Annotated in this window: 20 protein-coding genes and 1 other annotated feature; all 20 genes read right to left on the bottom strand. The window is 38.2% G+C overall.

Going from position 1 to position 21,512, the window contains the following annotated elements:
• Positions 1-117 precede the first annotated feature (117 nt).
• On the bottom strand, positions 118-750 hold the full coding sequence (pyrE, locus tag FS486_RS00700) for an orotate phosphoribosyltransferase (RefSeq protein ID WP_144509332.1): 633 nt from the start codon (positions 748-750) through the stop codon (positions 118-120).
• On the bottom strand, positions 747-1,457 hold the full coding sequence (gene pyrF / locus FS486_RS00705; protein ID WP_144509333.1) for an orotidine-5'-phosphate decarboxylase: 711 nt from the start codon (positions 1,455-1,457) through the stop codon (positions 747-749). Before pyrF ends, pyrE begins: the two co-directional genes overlap by 4 nt.
• Entirely contained in the window at positions 1,454-2,368 is a 915-nt protein-coding gene (locus FS486_RS00710; RefSeq protein ID WP_144509334.1) for a dihydroorotate dehydrogenase, read from the bottom strand. Before FS486_RS00710 ends, pyrF begins: the two co-directional genes overlap by 4 nt.
• On the bottom strand, positions 2,365-3,141 hold the full coding sequence (locus FS486_RS00715) for a dihydroorotate dehydrogenase electron transfer subunit (RefSeq protein WP_144509335.1): 777 nt from the start codon (positions 3,139-3,141) through the stop codon (positions 2,365-2,367). The genes FS486_RS00710 and FS486_RS00715 overlap by 4 nt, the downstream gene beginning before the upstream one ends.
• Positions 3,138-6,335 carry a carbamoyl-phosphate synthase large subunit gene (gene carB / locus FS486_RS00720; RefSeq protein WP_144509336.1) on the bottom strand — a complete coding sequence of 1,066 codons (3,198 nt, stop codon included), beginning with the start codon at positions 6,333-6,335 and terminating at the stop codon, positions 3,138-3,140. Before carB ends, FS486_RS00715 begins: the two co-directional genes overlap by 4 nt.
• Positions 6,328-7,428: a carbamoyl phosphate synthase small subunit gene (locus FS486_RS00725; RefSeq protein WP_144509337.1), complete on the bottom strand. Its 1,101-nt coding sequence runs from the start codon at positions 7,426-7,428 to the stop codon at positions 6,328-6,330. Before FS486_RS00725 ends, carB begins: the two co-directional genes overlap by 8 nt.
• Positions 7,425-8,705, bottom strand: coding sequence for a dihydroorotase (locus FS486_RS00730; protein ID WP_144509338.1), 1,281 nt, complete (start codon positions 8,703-8,705; stop codon positions 7,425-7,427). The genes FS486_RS00725 and FS486_RS00730 overlap by 4 nt, the downstream gene beginning before the upstream one ends.
• A gap of 1 nt (position 8,706) precedes the next feature.
• Positions 8,707-9,585, bottom strand: a complete 879-nt coding sequence (locus FS486_RS00735) for an aspartate carbamoyltransferase catalytic subunit (RefSeq protein WP_144509339.1) — start codon at positions 9,583-9,585, stop codon at positions 8,707-8,709.
• Between the two features lie 156 nt (positions 9,586-9,741).
• Complete coding sequence (locus FS486_RS00740) at positions 9,742-11,016, bottom strand: uracil-xanthine permease family protein (protein ID WP_144509340.1); 1,275 nt, start codon at positions 11,014-11,016, stop codon at positions 9,742-9,744.
• 28 nt (positions 11,017-11,044) lie between these two features.
• A complete protein-coding gene (gene pyrR / locus FS486_RS00745) occupies positions 11,045-11,584 on the bottom strand; it encodes a bifunctional pyr operon transcriptional regulator/uracil phosphoribosyltransferase PyrR (protein WP_144509341.1) in 540 nt (179 codons plus the stop codon).
• A gap of 202 nt (positions 11,585-11,786) precedes the next feature.
• The gene (locus FS486_RS00750) at positions 11,787-12,716 is read right to left on the bottom strand and encodes an RluA family pseudouridine synthase (protein ID WP_144509342.1); all 930 of its coding nucleotides are present in this window, start codon (positions 12,714-12,716) and stop codon (positions 11,787-11,789) included.
• A complete protein-coding gene (gene lspA / locus FS486_RS00755; protein WP_144509343.1) occupies positions 12,716-13,192 on the bottom strand; it encodes a signal peptidase II in 477 nt (158 codons plus the stop codon). Before lspA ends, FS486_RS00750 begins: the two co-directional genes overlap by 1 nt.
• Before the next feature lie 1,145 nt (positions 13,193-14,337).
• On the bottom strand, positions 14,338-17,100 hold the full coding sequence (gene ileS / locus FS486_RS00760) for an isoleucine--tRNA ligase (protein ID WP_144509344.1): 2,763 nt from the start codon (positions 17,098-17,100) through the stop codon (positions 14,338-14,340).
• A 43-nt stretch (positions 17,101-17,143) separates the two neighbouring features.
• Positions 17,144-17,367 (bottom strand) — a binding site (T-box leader).
• A gap of 52 nt (positions 17,368-17,419) precedes the next feature.
• On the bottom strand, positions 17,420-17,929 hold the full coding sequence (locus FS486_RS00765; protein WP_144509345.1) for a DivIVA domain-containing protein: 510 nt from the start codon (positions 17,927-17,929) through the stop codon (positions 17,420-17,422).
• Between the two features lie 95 nt (positions 17,930-18,024).
• Entirely contained in the window at positions 18,025-18,813 is a 789-nt protein-coding gene (locus FS486_RS00770) for a YlmH family RNA-binding protein (RefSeq protein WP_144509346.1), read from the bottom strand.
• Positions 18,814-18,860: 47 nt separating this feature from the next.
• A complete protein-coding gene (locus tag FS486_RS00775) occupies positions 18,861-19,121 on the bottom strand; it encodes a YggT family protein (protein WP_144509347.1) in 261 nt (86 codons plus the stop codon).
• A gap of 16 nt (positions 19,122-19,137) precedes the next feature.
• Positions 19,138-19,620, bottom strand: a complete 483-nt coding sequence (locus FS486_RS00780; protein ID WP_144509348.1) for a cell division protein SepF — start codon at positions 19,618-19,620, stop codon at positions 19,138-19,140.
• A complete protein-coding gene (locus tag FS486_RS00785; RefSeq protein ID WP_144509349.1) occupies positions 19,617-20,309 on the bottom strand; it encodes a YggS family pyridoxal phosphate-dependent enzyme in 693 nt (230 codons plus the stop codon). Before FS486_RS00785 ends, FS486_RS00780 begins: the two co-directional genes overlap by 4 nt.
• A gap of 76 nt (positions 20,310-20,385) precedes the next feature.
• Entirely contained in the window at positions 20,386-20,625 is a 240-nt protein-coding gene (locus FS486_RS00790; RefSeq protein WP_186321279.1) for a PRC-barrel domain-containing protein, read from the bottom strand.
• A 96-nt stretch (positions 20,626-20,721) separates the two neighbouring features.
• Entirely contained in the window at positions 20,722-21,507 is a 786-nt protein-coding gene (gene sigG / locus FS486_RS00795) for an RNA polymerase sporulation sigma factor SigG (protein WP_144509351.1), read from the bottom strand.
• Between the last annotated feature and the right edge of the window lie 5 nt (positions 21,508-21,512).

A 21,512-nucleotide genomic window follows, 5' to 3' on the forward strand; every position in this document is an offset into this window, starting at 1 on the left:
ATCGTTCATTGAAATCAACTAATTCAGTCTCAAAGACAACCAAAACATAAAGGAGCGCAACCAATAAAAAAACGCCCATGAGTAAATGATACTTTTCCTCATTGAACGTTTTACCTTTTACATCAACAAACCTTCTTTTAAATCACTATGCCATTTCGTTAGCATCGGTAAATCCTTTTCTGTAATCGTACCCGCTTCACAAGCAGCATTTGTTAGCGCATCATAATTTGTTAAACTTACAAACGAGATACCCAATTCTTTAAATGCTTGCTCTGCTTTTGGAAGTCCGTATGTAAAAATACTTACGACACCAAGTACTTCGAAGCCTTCTTTTCGCAGTGCTTCTACAGCTACTAGACTGCTGCCACCTGTAGAGATTAAATCTTCAATTACCACTACTTTTTGTCCTGTGACAATTTTACCCTCGATTTGATTGCCGCGTCCATGCTCTTTTGCTTTGGAACGAACATACATCATTGGTAGTTCTAGTTCATCACTAACCCATGCAGCATGCGGAATTCCCGCTGTTGCAGTTCCTGCTACCGCTTCTGTTCCAGGAAAGTTTTTTTGAATTGCTTGTGCTAATCCTTTTGCAATTTCTTTACGAATTTCAGGAGAAGACATCGTAATACGATTATCACAGTAAATTGGTGACTTGATACCGGAAGCCCAAGTGAAAGGATCATTTGGTTTTAGTTCTACTGCCCCTACTTGAAGCAATGCTTTTGCGATTGTATATTCTAGTGTCATGCGTGTTCCTCCCACATTTTCAATATATTTTCATAAGCGTGTACAGCGTTTTCCGCTTTTGTAATTGCGCGTCCTACAACAATATGAGATGAACCTAGAATTCTAGCATTTGAAGGAGTTGCAACACGAATTTGGTCATGTGCTTCCTCTTCTGCCAAGCGAATTCCTGGAGTTACCCTCAAAAATTCCTCGCCACACGTTTCTATGATTTTTTTCGCTTCTAGTACCGAGCACACAACGCCGTCTAATCCAGCGCTTTTAGCTAAATTTGCATAGTGAAGAACAGATTCATCCATCGACGTTTGAATGAGCTGTTCTTGTTGCATTTGTTTTTCAGAAGTGGATGTAAGTTGAGTTACAGCTATAATAGAAGGCCTTTTATTACCACTAGTTGTTCCTGCCTCTAACCCTTCTCTGGCTGCAATCATCATAGATTCTCCACCAGTAGCATGTACATTGACCAAATCTGCACCGAGACGAGCCAATCCTTTCATTGCTTGTCCAACTGTGTTAGGAATATCATGCAATTTTAAATCTAGAAATACATCATGTCCCATTTCTTTCAATTTATAAACGATGGAAGGACCTTCTTGTAAATAAAGCTCCATGCCTACTTTCACAAAAAGAGATTGTTTGAAAGGCTTTAAAAAATTGTATGCTTGTGATGCCGTTGCAAAATCTAATGCGATAATCGGGCTATTTTTCATAATCGATGACTCCTTCCAACTAATTCTGAAACGGTTTCAAGTCCAAGTTCATCTAATTTTTCTGGTAACTGATCAATTAAATTGGGGCAAACAAAAGGATCGACGAAATTTGCTGTACCAACTGCAACAGCACTTGCACCAGCAGATAAAAAGTCGATGACATCATCAATCGTTGCAATCCCCCCCATTCCTATGAGGGGAATTGATAATTGTTTGGCAACATCATATACCATACGAAGGGCAACCGGTTTAATAGCTGGGCCAGATAATCCCCCTGTTACATTTGCTATAACCGGTCTTCCTGTTTTCGTATCTAAACGCATCCCTAGTAACGTATTAATCATTGTAATGCCGTCCGCTCCACCTGCTTCTACCGCTTTTGCTATTTCAATTACATTTGTTACATTAGGAGAAAGTTTTACATATACAGGGACCGAAGAAACTTCTTTTACCGACCGCGTTAACTCTTCTGCAACTATAGGGTCGGTTCCAAAAGTAATGCCTCCTTGTTTCACATTCGGACATGAGATATTTAGCTCCAATGCATGTACATTAGAAGCTTTGGAAATACTTTTCGCTACCGCCACATAATCTTCCGTCAATGTTCCCGCAACGTTTGCTATAATCGGCACATCGTATTGCTCCAACCAAGGAAGCTCATTTTCCATTACTTTTGTTAAACCAGGGTTTTGTAATCCTATTGCATTCAGCATACCAGCAGGTGTTTCCGCCACTCGTGGTGTTGGATTTCCAAGTCTCGTCTCTAAAGTTGTCGCTTTGATCATAATCGCACCAAGCTTTGACAAATCATATAACTGTGCATACTCTTTACCAAATCCGAAGCAACCGGAAGCCGGCATTATTGGATTTTTCAATGATAGACCTGGTAATTCAACTGCTAATCGATTCATACTCGAACCACTCCTGACTGGAACACTGGACCATCTGAACATACTTTCACATAGTCAGCTTCAGTTTTCTCTGTTGTTTCACAAACACACGCAAAACATGCTCCAATTCCACAGCCCATGCGTTGTTCAAAAGATAAATACCCTTCTTTGTCAGGATACATTTTCTCAAGGGCAGACAACATTGGTGTGGGACCACAACTATAGTACACGGCAAAGTCATTCTCTAATGTTTCTAATACATTCGTGACAAATCCTTTATGACCATGTGATCCGTCTACCGTTACGATATGGGTTTCACCTAGTTCTTGGAATTGTCGTTCATAAAACACTACATCTTTAGATTGGAAACCTAGGACATGAATTGGTTTTACTCCTTGTTCAACAAGTCGTTTTGATAACTCATAAAGAGGAGGTACTCCAATCCCTCCTCCGACAAGTAGCGCTGTTTGACCTGCTTCTACCTTATCAATTGGAAAACCGTTTCCAAGAGGTCCAAGTACATCTACTTGGTCTCCTGGTTTCTTTTCAGAAAGAAGCATCGTTCCTCTTCCTTCTGCACGGTAAATCATCGTAAACTCTAATGTTTCTTTATCAATGGAAGAAATACTTATTGGTCTTCTAAGCAAAGGTTCCATTTGATCAGACACTCGTAAGTGGACAAATTGACCTGGTTGTTTCATGTCGAGCACTTGCTGCCCTATTAATGTAAGTTCAAAAATGTTCGTCGCAATTTGTTGTTGCTTTACGACTTGCATTTGTCCTTGTCTAATCATACACGGACCTCCTGATGTTTCATTGTATCTGTTGAAAAAGTCATCGACTCAATAACACGCAGCATTGCTTCTGCAGTATCTAACGAAGTTAAACATGGTATACCGTTCTCGACAGATTCCCGACGTATACGGAAGCCGTCCCGTTCTGGCTGCATACCTTTTGTTAAAGTGTTGATAACAAATTGTGCATCCCCTTTTTGAATCACATCTAAAATGGTCGTACCTTTCGACCCAATTTTGTCCACGATAACGACTGGAATACCTGCTTTTTGAATCGCTTCTGCAGTTCCTTGTGTAGCAATGATTTGGAAGCCAATATTGTAAAATCGTTTGGCAATTTCTGTTCCTTCTTCTTTATCCTTATCTGAAATCGTCATTAAGACAGAACCGTGATCCTTAATTTCCATTCCAGCTGCTACTAAGCCCTTATAAAGTGCTTTTTCTAGAGTGATATCTTTCCCCATGACTTCTCCGGTAGATTTCATCTCTGGTCCAAGTGTAATATCCACTCTGCGAAGCTTCGCAAAGCTGAATACTGGTACCTTCACATATACTCCAGGGCTGTTTGGTGTTAGACCTGGTTTATATCCTTGGTCGATGATAGATTGACCTAAAATTGCTTTTGTCGCAATATTCGCCATTGGAATAGAAGTGATTTTACTTAAAAATGGCACTGTACGACTTGATCTTGGATTTACTTCAATGACGTAAACTTCATCTTTTGATATGACATATTGAATATTCATTAATCCAACAATCTTTAAACCCTTTGCTAGTCTTGTCGTATAGTCAACCAATGTATCAATATGCTGCTGAGAAAGTTTTTGTGGCGGATATACTGCAATCGAATCCCCAGAGTGAACCCCTGCGCGTTCGATATGTTCCATAATTCCAGGTATTAACACATTTTTTCCATCACAAATTGCATCCACTTCAATTTCTGTACCAGTTAAATAGCGGTCGATCAACACAGGCTTTTCCGGACTTGCATCTACAGCATGTTCCATATAATGTTTAATCTCGGATTCGTTGTAGACGATTTGCATCGCACGTCCTCCTAACACATAGGAAGGTCTAACGAGCACTGGGTAACCGATTTCGTTTGCGATTGCTACTGCCTCATCAACCGAGACAGCCGTTTTCCCAAGTGGCTGAGGAATACCGATTTCATGTAAAGCCGCTTCAAACTCGTTACGATTTTCCGCGCGATCGATATCTTCTAGTGTAGTTCCTAAAATTTTGACTCCTCTTTCTTCTAAAGCTGCAGCTAGATTGATCGCAGTTTGCCCACCAAATTGGACGACTACTCCTTTTGGTTGTTCCAAGTCTACAATATGCATGACATCTTCTACTGTTAGAGGTTCAAAATATAGTTTATCTGAAATAGAGAAGTCAGTAGAAACTGTTTCCGGATTGTTGTTTATAATAATTGCTTCGTATCCTGCTTCTTTAATCGCCCATACAGAATGGACAGTTGCATAATCGAATTCTACCCCTTGCCCGATGCGGATCGGTCCTGAGCCAAGAACGATTACACTTTCTTTGTCTGTTCGAATTGATTCATTTTCTTCTTCGTATGTTCCGTAGAAGTAAGGAGTTTCGGATTCAAACTCTCCTGCACAAGTATCAACCATTTTGTAAACTGGTATGATGCCATGCTCTTTCTTGAAATTGTATACTTCCATTTCTTTTACATTCCAATATTTTGCGATAGTCTTATCTGAAAAGCCCATACGTTTTGCTTTATATAATACTTCTGCATCAAATGGATTTGCTTGAATTATTTCTTCGTATTTCACTATGTTTTGTAGTTTGTTTAAGAAAAATAAATCAATCTGGCTCCATTCGTGAATTTTTTCTACTGTTACTCCTCGGCGAAGTGCTTCACCGATAAAGAATAGTCGCTCATCACCTGCACGGCGAATTCTTTTTTCCACCCATTCATCTGTAATGGATTCAGCATTTTTCATCTCTATGTGGAAGTGTCCTGTTTCAAGAGAACGGACCGATTTCAAAATAGCTTCTTCAAACGTGCGTCCGAGGGACATTACTTCTCCAGTAGCTTTCATTTGAGTACCAAGATTTCGTTTGGCAGATTCAAATTTATCGAATGCCCATCTTGGAATTTTCGCAACGATATAATCGAGTGCAGGCTCAAAGCAAGCATATGTTTTTTCTGTAACAGGGTTCATCATTTCATCTAATGTTAGGCCAACCGCGATTTTTGCGGCAAGCTTTGCAATTGGATAGCCTGTTGCTTTTGACGCTAGTGCAGAGGAACGACTTACTCGTGGATTCACTTCGATAATATAGTAGTTAAAGCTATGTGGATCAAGTGCTAGCTGTACATTACAGCCGCCTTCAATTTTTAAGGCCCGAATAATTTTTAATGACACATTACGAAGCAGTTGATTTTCACGGTCTGAAAGTGTTTGAGTAGGAGCTACAACAATCGAATCTCCTGTATGTATTCCCACTGCATCGACGTTTTCCATATTACAAACGACGATTGCGTTATCCGCTGAATCACGCATTACTTCATATTCAATTTCCTTAAAACCTGCTATTGATTTTTCTAGTAGACACTGCGTTACGGGGCTATATTTTAAACCACTTGTCACGATTTCTTGTAAATCCGCGTCGTTATGGCAAATACCACCACCTGTTCCACCTAGTGTGAATGCAGGACGTACGATTACGGGATATCCAATACGTTTGACGAATGCTTTTGCTTCGTCCATATTATGGATAATATCACTTTCAGGTACTGGCTCACCAAGTTCATTCATCAATGTACGAAACAAATCACGGTCTTCAGCTTGATGAATTGCTTCTAATTTTGTACCAAGAATTTCAATTCCCAATTCATTTAAAATTCCAGATTCATCTAGTGCAATTGCCATATTCAATCCTGTTTGTCCGCCAAGCGTTGGTAAGATTGCATCTGGTCTCTCTTTGCGAATAATTTTACTGACAAACGGTAACGTGATGGGCTCGATATATACTTTATCTGCTATTTCTGTATCTGTCATAATCGTTGCAGGATTTGAGTTTACGAGAATTATTCGGTACCCTTCCTCTCTCAATGAAATACAAGCTTGTGTTCCAGCGTAGTCAAATTCTGCCGCTTGTCCGATAACAATAGGACCAGACCCAATTACTAAAATAGTTTCTATATCTTTACGCTTAGGCATGTGAACTCTCCTTTTTGTTTACGTCATTCATTGTTTCCATAAACTGATCGAACAGATGTGTAGAGTCTTCCGGACCACATGATCCTTCTGGATGAAACTGTACCGAAAACACTGGGAACTTTTTATGTCTTACCCCTTCTACCGTACCGTCATTTAGCGCAATATGGGTAATTTCCAAATCGGTATTAGCGATTGAATCTGCGTCAATTGCATAGCCATGGTTCTGGGAAGTAAGCTCTGTTCTTCCAGTAGTTAAGTCCTTAACTGGATGATTGCCACCACGATGGCCAAATTTCAATTTGAATGATGTTGCACCACTTGCTAAAGAAATAAGTTGATGTCCAAGACATACTCCGAAAATCGGTACTTGACCAATAATTTCTTTCACCATTTCAATTACTTCCGGAATATCTGTTGGATCTCCAGGTCCGTTTGATAGCATCACCCCATCTGGAGACATTCCTAGAATCTCTTTTGCGGAAGTATTATACGGCACAACAATGATATCGCAATCTCTTTTATTTAATTCTCGTAAAATACCGTGTTTCATACCAAAGTCCACTAACACAACTCTTTTTCCACGCCCAGGACTTGGATAAGGACGAGTAATTGAAACTTGTTCTACTACATTTTTTGGTATATTCGTAGCTATTAGTTTTTCGATTTCTTGTTCAATATTCACTTCTTTGCCCGCTTTTGTAAGCTTCCCTTTTAAAGAGCCATGTTTTCGGATAATACGAGTTAATTTACGTGTGTCGATTCCTTCGATACCAGGAACATTTTTTGCTGCTAAAAATTCACTAAATGTTTTCTGTTTTCTAAAGTTCGACGGTTGTAATGCAAGCTCTCTTATTATTACTCCTGAAAGTGCGATATCGATCGATTCAAAATCATCTGGATTTACACCGTAATTTCCAACCATTGGATACGTAAATGTTAAAAGTTGACCACAGTTCGATGGATCGGATATAGATTCCTGATAGCCAGTCATCGCAGTAGTGAATATCACCTCACCGATTGTTTCTTCCTCACTACCAAAAGCATTTCCTTTAAATACTGTACCGTCTTCTAATAACAAATATCGCGTGTTCATACATTCTCCTCCTTCCAGACAATTTCTCCATTGTATATAGTAACTTGTGGCCAACCAGTGCAAACCCACCCATTAAATGGTGTGTTTTTGCTTTTGGATAAAAACTTTTCCTTATCAATCGCTTGTTCTTTTTCTAAGTCAATCAAAACGAAGTCCGCCGGAGAACCAACTTCAAGCTTTCCGAATTCAAATCCGAAAACGTCTGATGGCTTAACTGTTAAATAATCGAGCAATTGTTTCAATGTCCATTTCCCTTTTTTTACAAAATGAGTGTAAAGCAATGGGAATGCTGTTTCTAAGCCCACAATTCCAAATGGCGCTTTCTCAAATCCATTCGCCTTTTCTTCATCTGTATGGGGTGCATGATCTGTTGCAATAAAGTCTAATGTACCATCTAACAGACCTTCTCGAAGAGCTAACATATCTTCTTTTGCGCGAAGTGGGGGATTCATTTTCCACATTGGATCATTTGAAGGAATATCATCTTCGCAAAGTAGTAAATGGTGAGGACTTACCTCTGCTGTTACATGAATTCCTGCTTTCTTTGCATCTCTAATAACACGTACAGACTCTTTTGTGCTCACGTGGCAGACATGGTAGTGGGCTCCTGCAGCTTCTGCGAGTAAAATATCTCGTGCAATATGTATTGATTCGGAAACAGAAGGGATACCTTTTAATCCTAATTCTTCGTTTCTTTTTCCTTTATGCATAACACCACCGTAGATAAGTGTATTATCTTCACAATGTGCAACGACTGGGATGTTATATTCGGCAGCTTCCTCCATTGCTTCAAGCATTGTGCTTGCTGCTTGAACACCAACTCCATCATCTGTTAAGGCGAAAGCTCCAAGGTTCTTTAATGCCTCTATATTTGTTCTTTCTTTTCCAGCTTGACGGATTGTTATGGAGGCATATGGCAGTACTCTTACAAGTGCCTTTTTTTCTATTAAATCAAGAACATGAGAGAAGTTTTCTACCGTGTCTGGTACTGGTCTAGTATTTGGCATCGCACAAATAGTCGTATATCCACCTTTAGCAGCCGACTGAGTTCCAGTTTCAATCGTTTCTTTATGTTCGCCTCCCGGTTCACGTAAATGGACATGAACATCGATAAATCCTGGTGATAAAAGCATTCCTTTACCATCTATTACTTCCGCATTTTCAACCGTTACATTCTTTCCAATTTGCGAAATCTTACCTTCTTTTATGATAATAGAAGTTTTTTCGAATTCTCCTTCATTGGTAACTATTTGAACGTTTTGAATAATTTTTGTCATGTTATTCTCTCCCTTTCAAAATCATTTCAATAACCGCCATTCGAATGAAAACTCCATTCTCCGTTTGCTTTAAAATTCTAGACCGTTCACATTCTACTAGTTCATCGGCTATTTCCACATCTCGATTGAATGGGGCCGGATGCATAATGATTGCACTGTCCTTCATTCTTCGTTCTCTGTCTAACGTTAAACCGAATTTCTGGTGGTATTCTTCTGCCGAGAATGAACCGTTTCCATTATGTCGTTCATGTTGTACTCGAAGCATCATAATAGCATCGCTAGCTTCTATTACTTCATCAAAATCATGTATTGCCTCGAATTCACCTTGCCACTCTGGAGGACAAACAAATTGTACCTTTGCTCCTAGTCTTGTAAGCGCATGTGCGTTCGATCTTGCAACCCTGCTATGCTCAATATCTCCAACGATAGTTATGACTTTGTCTTGGAAAGTGCCGAACTCTTGCCAAATGGTTAAAAGGTCGAGAAGACTTTGTGTCGGATGGTTTCCTGTTCCGTCGCCCCCGTTTATAATTGCTACCTTTGTTTTACCTACTAAGTCTTCAAAGAAATTATTTTGTTCATGTCTAATCACTAAAGCATCTATGCCAATTGCTTCTAAAACCTTTACCGTATCGTAAAGTGTTTCTCCTTTTAATGTACTAGAAAAACCTGCATCAAAAGGAAGTACTTCCAATTGCATTTTGCGCTCCGCCATTTCAAAACTCATTTTTGTTCGAGTACTCGGCTCAAAAAATAAGTTTGCCATTGTATAATTCTTATTCAATGTAGAAGTAGCACCTTCTCGAAAAGCATGTGCCTGTTCTAATAAAGCCATTATTTCTTCAACTGATAGTTCTTTCATGGAGACTAAGTTTTTCATCCTATTTTCCTTCTTTCATTTAAAAAAACCTTCTTGGAAAGTCTCAAGAAGGTTCGTTTAAGCATAGATAAGTATAGGAAACTCTTTTTAGAGTTCCATTTTATCTATCCGAACCTTTTGCTGACTCTCTGTTCAACTTCTTAAAAGGTTTTTTATTTAGTTTTTTATACTATCTGTTTGTGCTTCTTTTCTACCTGGCAATACGAGATTTAAAATAACCCCGATGATCGCCGCTAAAGCCATTCCCTCAATAGTTAGTGATTCTGAAACTATGAACTTCGCACCACCGATTCCGATAACTAAGATAACCGAAGCAATTACTAAGTTACGATTATTGCCAAAGTCAATATTGTTTTCGACTAGCATACGTAGACCACTTGATGCAATGATACCGAACAATAGGATAGATACTCCCCCGAGAACGGCTGTTGGAATTGTAGCAATGACTGCCATTACTTTTCCTAAAAATGAAATCGCGATTGCAACTACTGCAGCTCCTAAAATTACATACACACTATACACGCGAGTAATCGCCAATACCCCAATATTTTCACCATAGGTTGTTTTTGGTGGTCCCCCGATCAAAGAACTCACAAATGTACCAAAACCATCACCTAGCAAAGAACGATGTAGACCAGGTTCTTTAATATAATCACGATTTACAACTTTCCCAAGCACTAATTGGTGTCCAATATGTTCTGAAATCGTTACGATAACGATCGGTACCATGATTAGCAGTAATTTAGATGTGATTACAAAATCATAATCGACACCAGGTATTAAAAATGGTGGTACTGCAAACCATTTAGCCTCATGTATTGCAGAGTAATCGATAATTCCAATTCCCGCTGAATATATATAACCAACGATTAAGCCGATTAAAATAGGCATCGTACTTAAAATGTTTTTAAAATAAATCGTGCAGAAAATCGCTGTAAATAACGTTACCAATGCTGCTGAAAAATGAGCGAAGTTATAAACACCATCTACATTCATCGCCATATCGACTGCTACACCAGCGATCCCTAGTCCAATAACCATAATAACCGGCCCTACAACGATTGGCGGGAGTAGCTTCATTATCCACTTATACCCACTTTTCCATATAATCAGTGAGACAATCCCGTATGTTATCCCAACAAACATACCACCAATCATGGCACTTCCAACCCCGCCTACTTTAGTAGCTAAGATGATAGGAGCAATGAAAGCGAATGAGGAGCCTAAATAAGCTGGTACTTGAAACTTAGTAATTATTAAAAAGAAAATTGTTGCAATTCCACTTGTAAGCAGGGCAATCGCAGGGCTTAAGCCAACTAACTGCGGCACTAAAATCGTAGAACCGAACATGGCGAACATATGCTGGAAGCTCAATGTGATAAGCTGTCCTCCAGATGGCTTTTCATTTACATCTAATATTGGCTTTGACATGTCTGTTTTCCTACCTTTTTGTAAAGTTTTATTCAAAAATTGTTACTGCATCTAATCCGTCTGTTTCTACCACTTTTACAACAATTCGTTCACTGCTTGATGTAGGAATGTTCTTGCCGACATAATCCGCTCGAATCGGTAGCTCGCGATGTCCTCGATCTATAAGCACTGCAAGTTGAATTTGCGCAGGCCTTCCAATGTCCATGACCGCATCCATTGCAGCGCGCACTGTTCTGCCTGTGTATAATACGTCATCCACTAATATTACTTTTCTATCTGTCACATCATGTGTAATATCGACCTGCTTTACTAGTGGCTCGTTCGTCTCATTTTTTAATGATAAGTCATCTCTGTATAAGGTGATATCTAATTCTCCTGTTTTTATTTCTTTCCCTTCGATTCGCTCAATCTTTTTAGCGAGTCGTTCGGCTATAAATGCACCTCTTGTTTTAATGCCAACTAAAATACACTCTTCAATGCCTTTGTTTCGTTCGATTATTTCATGGGCAATTCGTGTAAGTGCCCGATTAATTGACTGTTCATCTAATATATTCGCTTTTTCTGCCACCGTTTATTTTCCTCCTTTTACAATATAAAAAACCTCTTGAGCTAGAGAAGCCCAAGAGGTTGTATGCGCGCAATAAAATAAGGTGAATTCTCACTGTAAAAATCCGAGGATTTAAAGTGAGTCACGTTCACATATACCTTCTCAGCCTCTCTGGACTGTTATTAAAGGTGAAGCTATTCATTTTTCTTTTTTTTAGTATAATCTAATTGTCTTCTTTTATCAAGGACTGTTTTCTTAAATCTTGTAATAAGTTTTCAAAATCCTCAGGTAGAGGAGAAGAGAACTCCAAGTATTCGCTTGTCTTAGGCTGTATAAACCCTAGTACCCCAGCGTGTAACACTTGACCGTTAAAATCAATTGTTTTCTTCGGTCCGTATTTCGGATCACCTGCTAATGGATGTCCAATATACTTCATATGCACACGTATTTGATGCGTTCTACCCGTTTCAAGTTGACACTCAACTAATGTAAACTTATTAAACCTTTCCAATACACGGAAATGCGTTACAGCATGCTTCCCATTGTCTACGACAGCCATGCTTTGACGTTCCTTTTTATCTCGGCCAATAGGAGCATCTATTGTTCCTTTATCATGCGGAATATGTCCGTGTACAAGGGCAGTATATTTACGTGTTACCGTTTTTTTAACTAATTGGTCTACCAATGATACATGTGCAACATCATTTTTAGCGACCATTAACAGTCCAGTAGTATCTTTATCGATACGATGGACAATTCCAGGGCGAAGCACACCATTTATACCAGATAAGTCTTTAACCTGATACATTAATCCATTTACAAGCGTACCACTGACATGTCCTGGTGCAGGGTGTACGACCATTCCACGTGGTTTGTATACTACTACTACATCGTCGTCTTCATAGACGATATCTAGATGTAAATTTTCTGCAACAATATCTAAAGGAATTGCTTCAGGAGGTGATATAACAATAACATCGCCTTCTTTTACTTTGTAATTCGATTTTGCGGGTTCATTATTCACTAATACATGTCCATCTTTTATAAAGTTTTGGATCTGTGTACGTGACCAATCCGTGTCAAAAGAGGCAATTGCTTTATCTATTCTCTCTTTCGCATGCCCTGTTTCCATAATAAATGTTAGTTCTTCCATTACTTCACCTTTTTCTTTCCAGCTCGTTCTTCTTTTAAAATAAATAAAATCATTATCACAACACCTATAGTTAACGCTGCATCTGCAATATTAAAGATAGGAAAATCATAGTTAATAATTGGTATTAATACATCTACAAAATCTACCACTTCATTTCTCCAAAGGCGATCAATAAAATTCCCAATTGCCCCGCCTAGTAACATCATCAAACCAACTTGAAACATCGGTTTGCCTTTAGCTTCTTTATGAAAATAATAAATAATCCCAATAATTACAATAATCGTGATAATCGTAAACAAACTCATTTGACCTTGAAGCATTCCCCATGCAGCCCCTCGATTTCTATGCGAGAGTAAGGCAAAATAAGGATCCCAAAATATAATTCGTTCTCCTAACTCCATATTTTGAACGATTAGCCATTTTGTCCATTGATCAAGGGCAATTACAAATGCCGCTAGTCCATAAAATTTCCACACATCAAATTCCCCCGATTTAAAAGAATCTACAATAGTTTACCATACAATCATACTATCCGTAAAAGAGTGGATGAATAAAAATGTAAACTTCTAGATAGTTCACATACTTACATATCAAAATAGCCTGTAACAATGAGTGACTGCTATGAATTTCTCTGCTTGCGAACGCTTTCCACGGGGTGAGCGATGAGCCTTCACCGCCCGCTTAGGCGTTCGATGTGAAGACTCATTTGACTCACTTGATCCCGTTGGAGTCGCCGTCCTTCAGCTTCAATCCATCCAAATAGTCGCTTTTATCTGTATTTATTAGCCATTAAAAGTTAGGAAATGGCTTAGCGAGACCAATTGTCACTTGAAAGCAACCAATTCAATTGGCAACGCAACCAGTTAGAGCTTGAAAGCAATCAAATTGGCAACGAGCGCAACCAATTCTCCACGTAAAGGCTAGCGGACACTGATTGCCACGCACTTTACTTGAAGTCTCCGCTTAGTTTACATGGATTAGATCGTCCATTAAATTTGCGCAACATATCAGTCGTTACTCGCACCTTTATAGACCGGATGCGCAACATTTCCCTACTTACTCGCAACATTTTGAACAGATGAAACTATTATGCTTGGATAGCAACAAATTTGCGATACATAGTCCCTACCATGTCGGATGATAATAATCTGCTTTCTCCCAATAAACTTGCTGTGTTAAGAGCTAGTTGCTTTCCACTGCGATTTGGTTACCTTTAGCGATTTTATGATAACAGACATTACTTAACTGCATATTTTTGAAAATCAGTGTTGAGGAAGCAAGCCGTTTTCCATTGATTTTCGTAGTAGGCGGCGACTCCTGCCGAGGCCAACAAGATGTTGGTCACGAAGGCGTTGCCACACGATGTGGCGATCTTAGCCTTTGTTCCGCTGTGGGCAAATGAGCCATTCCAACGAACGCGCAAGCGGAAGGGAATGGCTCATCGCTCACCCGGCGGAAAGCGTCCGACTGCTGCGAAAATCATAGCGGTCACTCCCTTAAGACGCATTATCGCTATAATGACTTTATTCTATTTTTAAGACAAAGCTGCCTACATATATCGCTTAACAAAACATAAAGAAACGTGGCCCTGCAAAGAAGGGCCACGTTCAATTATTCCATATTACATGTAATTTTCTTCTACAACATCCGCACAGCGAACACATAATGAAGAGTGTTTTGCATTTGCTCCTACTGTTTCGGAAATTGTCCAACAACGTTCACATTTTTCCCCATCTGCTTTTTCAACTAACACTGAGGCATGTTCCAAGACTAGGCTATTTTCAGCAGCTTCAGAAGGTGCACCACCTAATACAAATTGAGAAACGATAAACAATTGGGCAAAATCGATTGACTCCGTTTCAAATAGGGATTGATAGTCATCCTTCACATATAAAGTTACTTTTGCTTCAAGAGATTTACCAATTGTTTTAGCATTACGTGCTTCTTCTAACGCTTTTAACACATCATCACGTAACTCCATGATTTTTGACCATTTTGGTGCTAACGTTTCATATTCCGGATAAGCTACAGGCTCTGGCATATCTGTTAATTGAATGCTTTCCTCTGTCTCATGTTCCAAATACGCCCAAAGCTCATCAGCTGTATGCGGCAAGATTGGCGTCATTAATTTTAATAGTGAAAGAAGTGTATCATACATAACTGTTTGCATCGCACGACGGTCTTTATGGTCAGCTCCATAAATATATACAACGTCTTTTGCGATATCTAAATAGAACGAGCTTAATTCCCCTGAAACGAAGTTGTTCACAGCATGATATACACTTGCGAAATCGTATCGTTCATAAGCAGCTCTTACTGTTTTAATAACTTCCTGAAGTTTCATATACATATATTGATCTACTTCACGAAGATTTTTAAATTCTACACGATTATTCACTGGGTGGAAATCACTAATATTTCCGTGTAAGAAACGGAAAGTATTGCGAATTTTACGATATACTTCTGTCACTTGTTTAAAGATTGCATCGGAAACACGTACATCCGCTGTATAGTCAACAGAAGCTACCCATAGGCGAACAATATCTGCTCCAAGTTGGTTCATCACTTTAGAAGGAACAATAACATTCCCTAGAGACTTACTCATTTTACGGCCTTCTCCATCAAGCGTGAATCCGTGGCTTAACAGTCCTTTATAAGGTGCATGACCGAACATAGCTGTACTAGTGATCAAAGAAGAGTTGAACCACCCGCGATATTGATCTGATCCTTCTAAATACAAATCTGCAGGGAATACTAGATCATCTCGTTCTACTAAAACACCTTGATGGGTAGATCCTGAGTCAAACCAAACGTCCATAATATCTGTCTCTTTAGAGAAGATACCATTTGGGCTTCTTGGATGAGTAAATCCTTCCGGTAATAATTCTTTCGCTTCTTTTTCAAACCAAATATTCGATCCATGCTCACGGAATAATTGGGATACATGTGAGATTGTTTCTTCCGTCAAGATTGGTTCACCGTCTTCTGCATAAAACACAGGAATTGGTACACCCCATACACGTTGACGTGAAATACACCAATCGCCACGATCACGAAGCATATTATAAAGTCTTGTTTCACCCCAAGCAGGTGTGAATTTTGTATCTCTTACCGCTTGTAATAATTGGTCTCTAAAAGCTTCAATTGATGCAAACCATTGAGGGGTAGCACGATAAATAACAGGTTTCTTTGTACGCCAATCATGTGGATAAGAATGCGTAAAGAAAGTAAGTTTTTCTAGGGCACCTGCAGCATCTAATGCTTCTGTAATGGCTTTGTTCGCTGTATCGTAAAATAATCCTTCAAATCCAGGAGCTTCCGCAGTCATCACACCTCTATCATCTACAGGACAAAGAACATCTAAACCATATGCTTTACCAACATAAAAGTCATCTTCACCGTGCCCAGGAGCAGTATGAACACAACCTGTACCAGACTCTGTCGTAACATGTTCCCCTAAAATGATTAAAGAATCTCGGTCATATAGTGGATGCTTTGCAACTAGGCGATCCATCTCTTTTCCTTCTAATGTTCGTTGCACTGAATATTCTTCCCAACCTAATTCTGTCGCTACAGATTCCACAAGATCTTTTGCAACGACAAAATTAGAGTCGTTCACATTTACTACTGCATATTCCACTCTAGGATGCAAAGAAATTGCCAAGTTTGCAGGAATTGTCCAAGGAGTTGTCGTCCAAATGATAAATTTCGTACCTTCTTCTAGTACGCCTTTTCCTTCTGTTACCGCAAAACTCACATAGATAGATGGAGATTTTTTGTCTTGATATTCAATTTCTGCTTCTGCTAATGCGGATTCACTTGAAGGCGACCAATATACCGGCTTTAAACCTTTATAAATATATCCTTTTTTAGCCATAGCACCGAATACTTCGATTTGACGAGATTCGAAATTAGGAGTCAATGTTACATAAGGATTATCCCAATCCCCGCGAACACCAAGTCGTTTAAATTGATTGCGTTGATTGTTGATCTGTTCATACGCATATTCCTCACAAAGCTTTCTGAATTCTGCTAGCGTTAATTCTTTACGTTTTACACCTTTGTTTGTAAGCGCTTGTTCAATTGGAAGACCATGTGTATCCCAACCTGGAACGTAAGGTGCATGGAAGCCAGTCATCGATTTATGACGAACAATCATATCTTTTAACACTTTGTTTAATGCATGTCCCATATGTAGATCACCATTAGCATATGGAGGACCATCATGTAATACGAAGAAAGGACGTCCTTCTGTTCTTTCTTGTACTTTTTTATAGATATCCTGTTCTGCCCATTTTGCTTGAATATCTAATTCTTTCACTGGTAAATTTCCGCGCATTGGGAAATCTGTTTTTGGCATTAATAACGTGTCTTTGTATTCCATTATAAATTCCTCCTAAAATAAAATAAAAAAACTCCTCATCCCAAAAAGGGACGAGAAGTTTATGCTCGCGGTACCACCCTACTTGCGATTTTCAAAAAAATCGCCGCTTAGTATGCCGTAACGGGGCAAAAGCCGAGGACACTTACCGATTTTTTTCGGTGTCCTTGCTCCAAAGTGATAATCTAAAAAGATTCATTGCTCGGGCTCTCACCATCCCCAAGTCGCTTGTTCTAAATCTAATTTAGACGTCTTTATCAACGCATAATTATATGATATGAAATTATTATAGGAAATGTAAGTCAATCAGTCAAGAATTGTATTATTCCTCTGTAGCAGAAATTCTATCAATACCTGCCGTATCCACATCATACTCCATTAAATGGTTCCAATCATCTGTATTGATTAAGTCTAATTGCGCTTCTACTAACATTTTAAAGCGATTGCGGAAAACTTTAGATTGTTTTTTCAAATCTTCAATTTCTAAAGCAATTCTTCTTGCTTTCGATAAGGCCTCATTGACAATACGGTCAGCATTTTTTTCTGCTTCTTTTACGATTAGTTTCGCTTCTTTTTGTGAATTTCTACGTACTTCCTCTGCTGCTTCTTGCGCCACAACGATAGACTTATGTAGAGTCTCTTCAATCGATGTAAAATGCCCAACTTTCTCGCTTGAAGACTTTAATTTTGTTTCAAGATCCTTTTTTTCTTTAATTAAGATTTCGAGATCTTTCATAATTTGATCAAGGAATTCATTTACTTCATCTTCGTTGTAACCTCTAAATCCTTTACTGAATTCCTTGTTATGTATATCAAGTGGTGTTAATGGCATCTATTCCATCTCCTTTAACTAACTATCATTCTTCCCTCTATTATACATTTACACTAGAGTGAAAACATCAAAATTCGAACATTTTTACAGATTATTTAATTTTTTTGCTCAAAGCGTCCGATTTGAAGTCTAATTTTATCTTTTTTTGTTCTTCCTTCTATCATTAATAACTTAATACGTCCAAACCCACGGATAGAAAGTAAGTCCAATTCCTGTAATTCCATAGACGTTTGGTCCTTTTCAGCCCAATTAACTTTCACTTTCCCACTAGAAATAAGGGAAGCAGACTTTTGACGGGAAATATTAAATACAGCTGAAATAACAGTATCTAATCGTAACGAACTTACAGTCAATGTATCTGTTATCCATTCCTCTGACTGCTCAAAATAATTAGCTGGTTCATCTACTATTTCTATATGTACTTTTACTTTACCTATAGAAGTATAATTTGCTTGTACATAATCGATTACTTCCGAAGCAACAACAAATTGGATAGCTCCGTTCATAACACGAATATCTCCAAACTTACTACGATCAATTCCTAGGGACATCATTGAACCTAGTACATCTTTATGCTTAAGCGTAATAAACTTAGTCGGATACTTAACTTCACAAACAGATAGTGCAAAGTCTTCAACAGTAGGAACAAAATAAGCAGGATACAAAAGAACTCTCTTTCGTTCCGACTGATCTAATGCACCTTCTGCTCCCGATTCAATTCCGTCATATTGTCTTCGAATGGAATCAACGATAAATTGCTGTCTTGGATCTAAAAAATCTGTTAGCTTAGGAGCATATCTATCCTCCACCTCGCGCATCATACTAACAACTTGTTCTATAAATGGCTGCTCTTCTTTCCTAAAATGCTGTAATACATGTTCCATTTAAAATTGTCCCCTTAAATATAGTAAAAACCCCACGGAAGTGAGGTTTAAAAAAAGAACGCTAATGATATTATACCTCTAAGTGCAATGTTTAAGACAAAGATTGCGACAATTGGAGAAATATCAATCATACCTATAGGCGGAATGATTTTACGAAATGGTTCTAAATATGGTTCACAAATACTTCCTAGAAACCTTCCAAAACTCGATTGCTGTATACTTGGTACCCATGACATTAAAATATAAACGATTAATGCATACGTATAGTATTCAACTAATTTACTTAACAATACTAAAACTAAGGTCATGTAGTTTACTCCTCTATTAATCTAAATCGTTATAATAATAATCTGAAATGGCTCCAGCTACTTCTACGGAGTCTGGTGCACAAAGGAAAATGTCCGTACCAATTCGCTGAATGTCTCCACCTAAAGCGTACACTGTTCCACTCAAAAAGTCGATGATTCTTATTCCTTGGTCTTTATCAATACGTTGTAAGTTAACAATTACCGCCTTTTTGCTTTTCAAGTGTTCAGAAATATCTTGTGCTTCTGCATATACACGCGGTTCAATTAGCATTACTTTTGAAGATTTTTGTACGTTTTGAATACTTACTAAATTCGGTACAGACATTTCTTTAGGTGCAGTATTAAATTTACGTTCTTTAACAGAAGTCTTAACGGGCTGTTGTCTCATAGGAGTTTCTACCGACCGTTGTTGTTGTTGAGGTTTTGGTTGCTGTACTGCTGAAGTCTCTTCTTCTTCGTCCAAGTAGAAGAAATTTTTCATCCAGTCTTTCATGCTCATTTCACTTCCTCCCTCTCTTTTCCGACTAATGCTGTTCCTATTCTAACAAACGTAGCTCCTTCTTCTATTGCAATTTCAAAGTCTCCAGACATCCCCATTGACAACTCTGTGCAAGGGGCATATGACAAATGCTTGTCTGCTATTTTTTCTTGTAACACTTTTAACTTACGAAAAACATTGCGAACAATGGTATCATCTTCTGTATTTGGAGCCATTGTCATTAATCCAATGACACGTATACGAGAGTAATTTTCTAATTCATATATAAAAGACTCAGCGTCCTCAATAGAAAGACCATGTTTCGATTCTTCCTCTGAAACATTCACTTGTACAAAGCAATCTTTCGTTGAGGTTGCTCTTTTTTCAATTTCCTCGGCCAGGCTTATCCGGTCTAAAGAATGTACATAATCAACTTCATTAATAACAGATTTTACTTTTCTCGTTTGTAAAGTACCTATGTAATGCCATTTGACATTGTCTGAAATGGCATCTAATTTTTTCTTCAATCCATCCGGTCTATTTTCCCCTAAATGGCGAATGCCAGTATTTATTACTTCATTCGTTCTATCAACCGAAACTTCTTTCGTCACAGCAATAATAGTAACATCTTCCACTTTCCTATTGGAACGAAGACAAGATTCTTGAATACGCTGTTTTATTTGTTTTAAATTTTGCTGTACATTTGTCATGTAAAAACCAACTTTTCATCAATTGTTTTTGTTTATTGTATCAATGAAATACTGTTTTATCAATGATGAAACGTGCCTATTCTATGTTTTTCGAAACAATTATTACATCTTTTCCAATTATAGCTATATTTTGTACAGAAATTTTTTTCGTTTCCCTTTTTTTCCCGAAAAATGTCGGGTAAGCCCCATTTGTTTCTACTATAAAAGAAATGATATGCCCACTTTCTTTGTCAATTTCCGCATCCACTATAAAACCTAATAATTGCCCACTATTGGCTTCAATTACTTCTTTTTGCTGTGCATCTGAAAACTTCATAGTCATCCTCCTCTTTACTCATTATATGAACGAAAATGAAAAAAACGCTTCCTCTTTTCAGAAAAAGCGTTTAAAGCGTGCCGACGATCGATAAAATTATACTTTTGGATTCAATTGACTCTGAATAGTAGATAATGCACTTTTTTCCAATCTAGAGATTTGTGCTTGTGATAATCCTAAATCCATCGCAATCTCTGTTTGTGTAGCTCCGTAGTAAATTCTTTTTGTTAATATTTTCTTCTGTCGAGAATCTAGATTTTGGAAACTTTCTTTTACTGTAAAATACGTAACCCATTGTTCTTCAGATACATCATTATCACATAATTGGTCCATCATATAGATAGCATCTCCTCCATCACTAAAAATAGGTTCTTGGAGAGAAACCGGATCCTGAATTGCATCTAAAGCAAGTAATATATCTTCAACTGATATGTCTAATACTTTCGATAAATCATCCAGCGTGGGCTCTTGGAGATGTTCATTAATATATTGTTCTTTTGCTTTCATCGCTTTATATGCAATATCTCTTAACGATCTAGAAACTCGCACAGAGTGATGATCGCGTAAATGTCTTTTTATCTCACCGATAATCATAGGGACAGCATACGTGGAAAAACGAACGTTATGCTTCAAATCAAAATTCTCGATGGACTTTATAAGCCCGATACAACCGACCTGAAATAGGTCATCCGCTTGTTCACCACGATATGCAAATCGTTGAACAAGACTTAAAACTAGCCTTAAATTACACATTACTAGCTCATCTTTGACTGACTCTTCTCCTGCTTGTAACCTGATAAATAATGCTTTCATTTGTTCATGGGAAAGTAAAGGAAGCTTAGATGTATCAATGCCGCATAATTCAACTTTTGTTCTCGTCATAGATC

Source organism: Bacillus sp. FJAT-22090 (genome assembly GCF_007676755.1).
Classification (GTDB): Bacteria; Bacillota; Bacilli; order Bacillales_A; family Planococcaceae; genus Psychrobacillus.

Bases quoted from the DNA above. Each gene is read 5' to 3' on its own strand.
- pyrE (WP_144509332.1), bottom strand. From the start codon at position 750: ATGACACTAGAATATACAATCGCAAAAGCATTGCTTCAAGTAGGGGCA.
- pyrF (WP_144509333.1), bottom strand. From the start codon at position 1,457: ATGAAAAATAGCCCGATTATCGCATTAGATTTTGCAACGGCATCACAA.
- FS486_RS00710 (WP_144509334.1), bottom strand. From the start codon at position 2,368: ATGAATCGATTAGCAGTTGAATTACCAGGTCTATCATTGAAAAATCCA.
- FS486_RS00715 (WP_144509335.1), bottom strand. From the start codon at position 3,141: ATGATTAGACAAGGACAAATGCAAGTCGTAAAGCAACAACAAATTGCG.
- carB (WP_144509336.1), bottom strand. From the start codon at position 6,335: ATGCCTAAGCGTAAAGATATAGAAACTATTTTAGTAATTGGGTCTGGT.
- FS486_RS00725 (WP_144509337.1), bottom strand. From the start codon at position 7,428: ATGAACACGCGATATTTGTTATTAGAAGACGGTACAGTATTTAAAGGA.
- FS486_RS00730 (WP_144509338.1), bottom strand. From the start codon at position 8,705: ATGACAAAAATTATTCAAAACGTTCAAATAGTTACCAATGAAGGAGAA.
- FS486_RS00735 (WP_144509339.1), bottom strand. From the start codon at position 9,585: ATGAAAAACTTAGTCTCCATGAAAGAACTATCAGTTGAAGAAATAATG.
- FS486_RS00740 (WP_144509340.1), bottom strand. From the start codon at position 11,016: ATGTCAAAGCCAATATTAGATGTAAATGAAAAGCCATCTGGAGGACAG.
- FS486_RS00750 (WP_144509342.1), bottom strand. From the start codon at position 12,716: ATGGAAGAACTAACATTTATTATGGAAACAGGGCATGCGAAAGAGAGA.
- ileS (WP_144509344.1), bottom strand. From the start codon at position 17,100: ATGGAATACAAAGACACGTTATTAATGCCAAAAACAGATTTCCCAATG.
- FS486_RS00765 (WP_144509345.1), bottom strand. From the start codon at position 17,929: ATGCCATTAACACCACTTGATATACATAACAAGGAATTCAGTAAAGGA.
- FS486_RS00770 (WP_144509346.1), bottom strand. From the start codon at position 18,813: ATGGAACATGTATTACAGCATTTTAGGAAAGAAGAGCAGCCATTTATA.
- FS486_RS00775 (WP_144509347.1), bottom strand. From the start codon at position 19,121: ATGACCTTAGTTTTAGTATTGTTAAGTAAATTAGTTGAATACTATACG.
- FS486_RS00780 (WP_144509348.1), bottom strand. From the start codon at position 19,620: ATGAGCATGAAAGACTGGATGAAAAATTTCTTCTACTTGGACGAAGAA.
- FS486_RS00785 (WP_144509349.1), bottom strand. From the start codon at position 20,309: ATGACAAATGTACAGCAAAATTTAAAACAAATAAAACAGCGTATTCAA.
- FS486_RS00790 (WP_186321279.1), bottom strand. From the start codon at position 20,625: ATGAAGTTTTCAGATGCACAGCAAAAAGAAGTAATTGAAGCCAATAGT.
- sigG (WP_144509351.1), bottom strand. From the start codon at position 21,507: ATGACGAGAACAAAAGTTGAATTATGCGGCATTGATACATCTAAGCTT.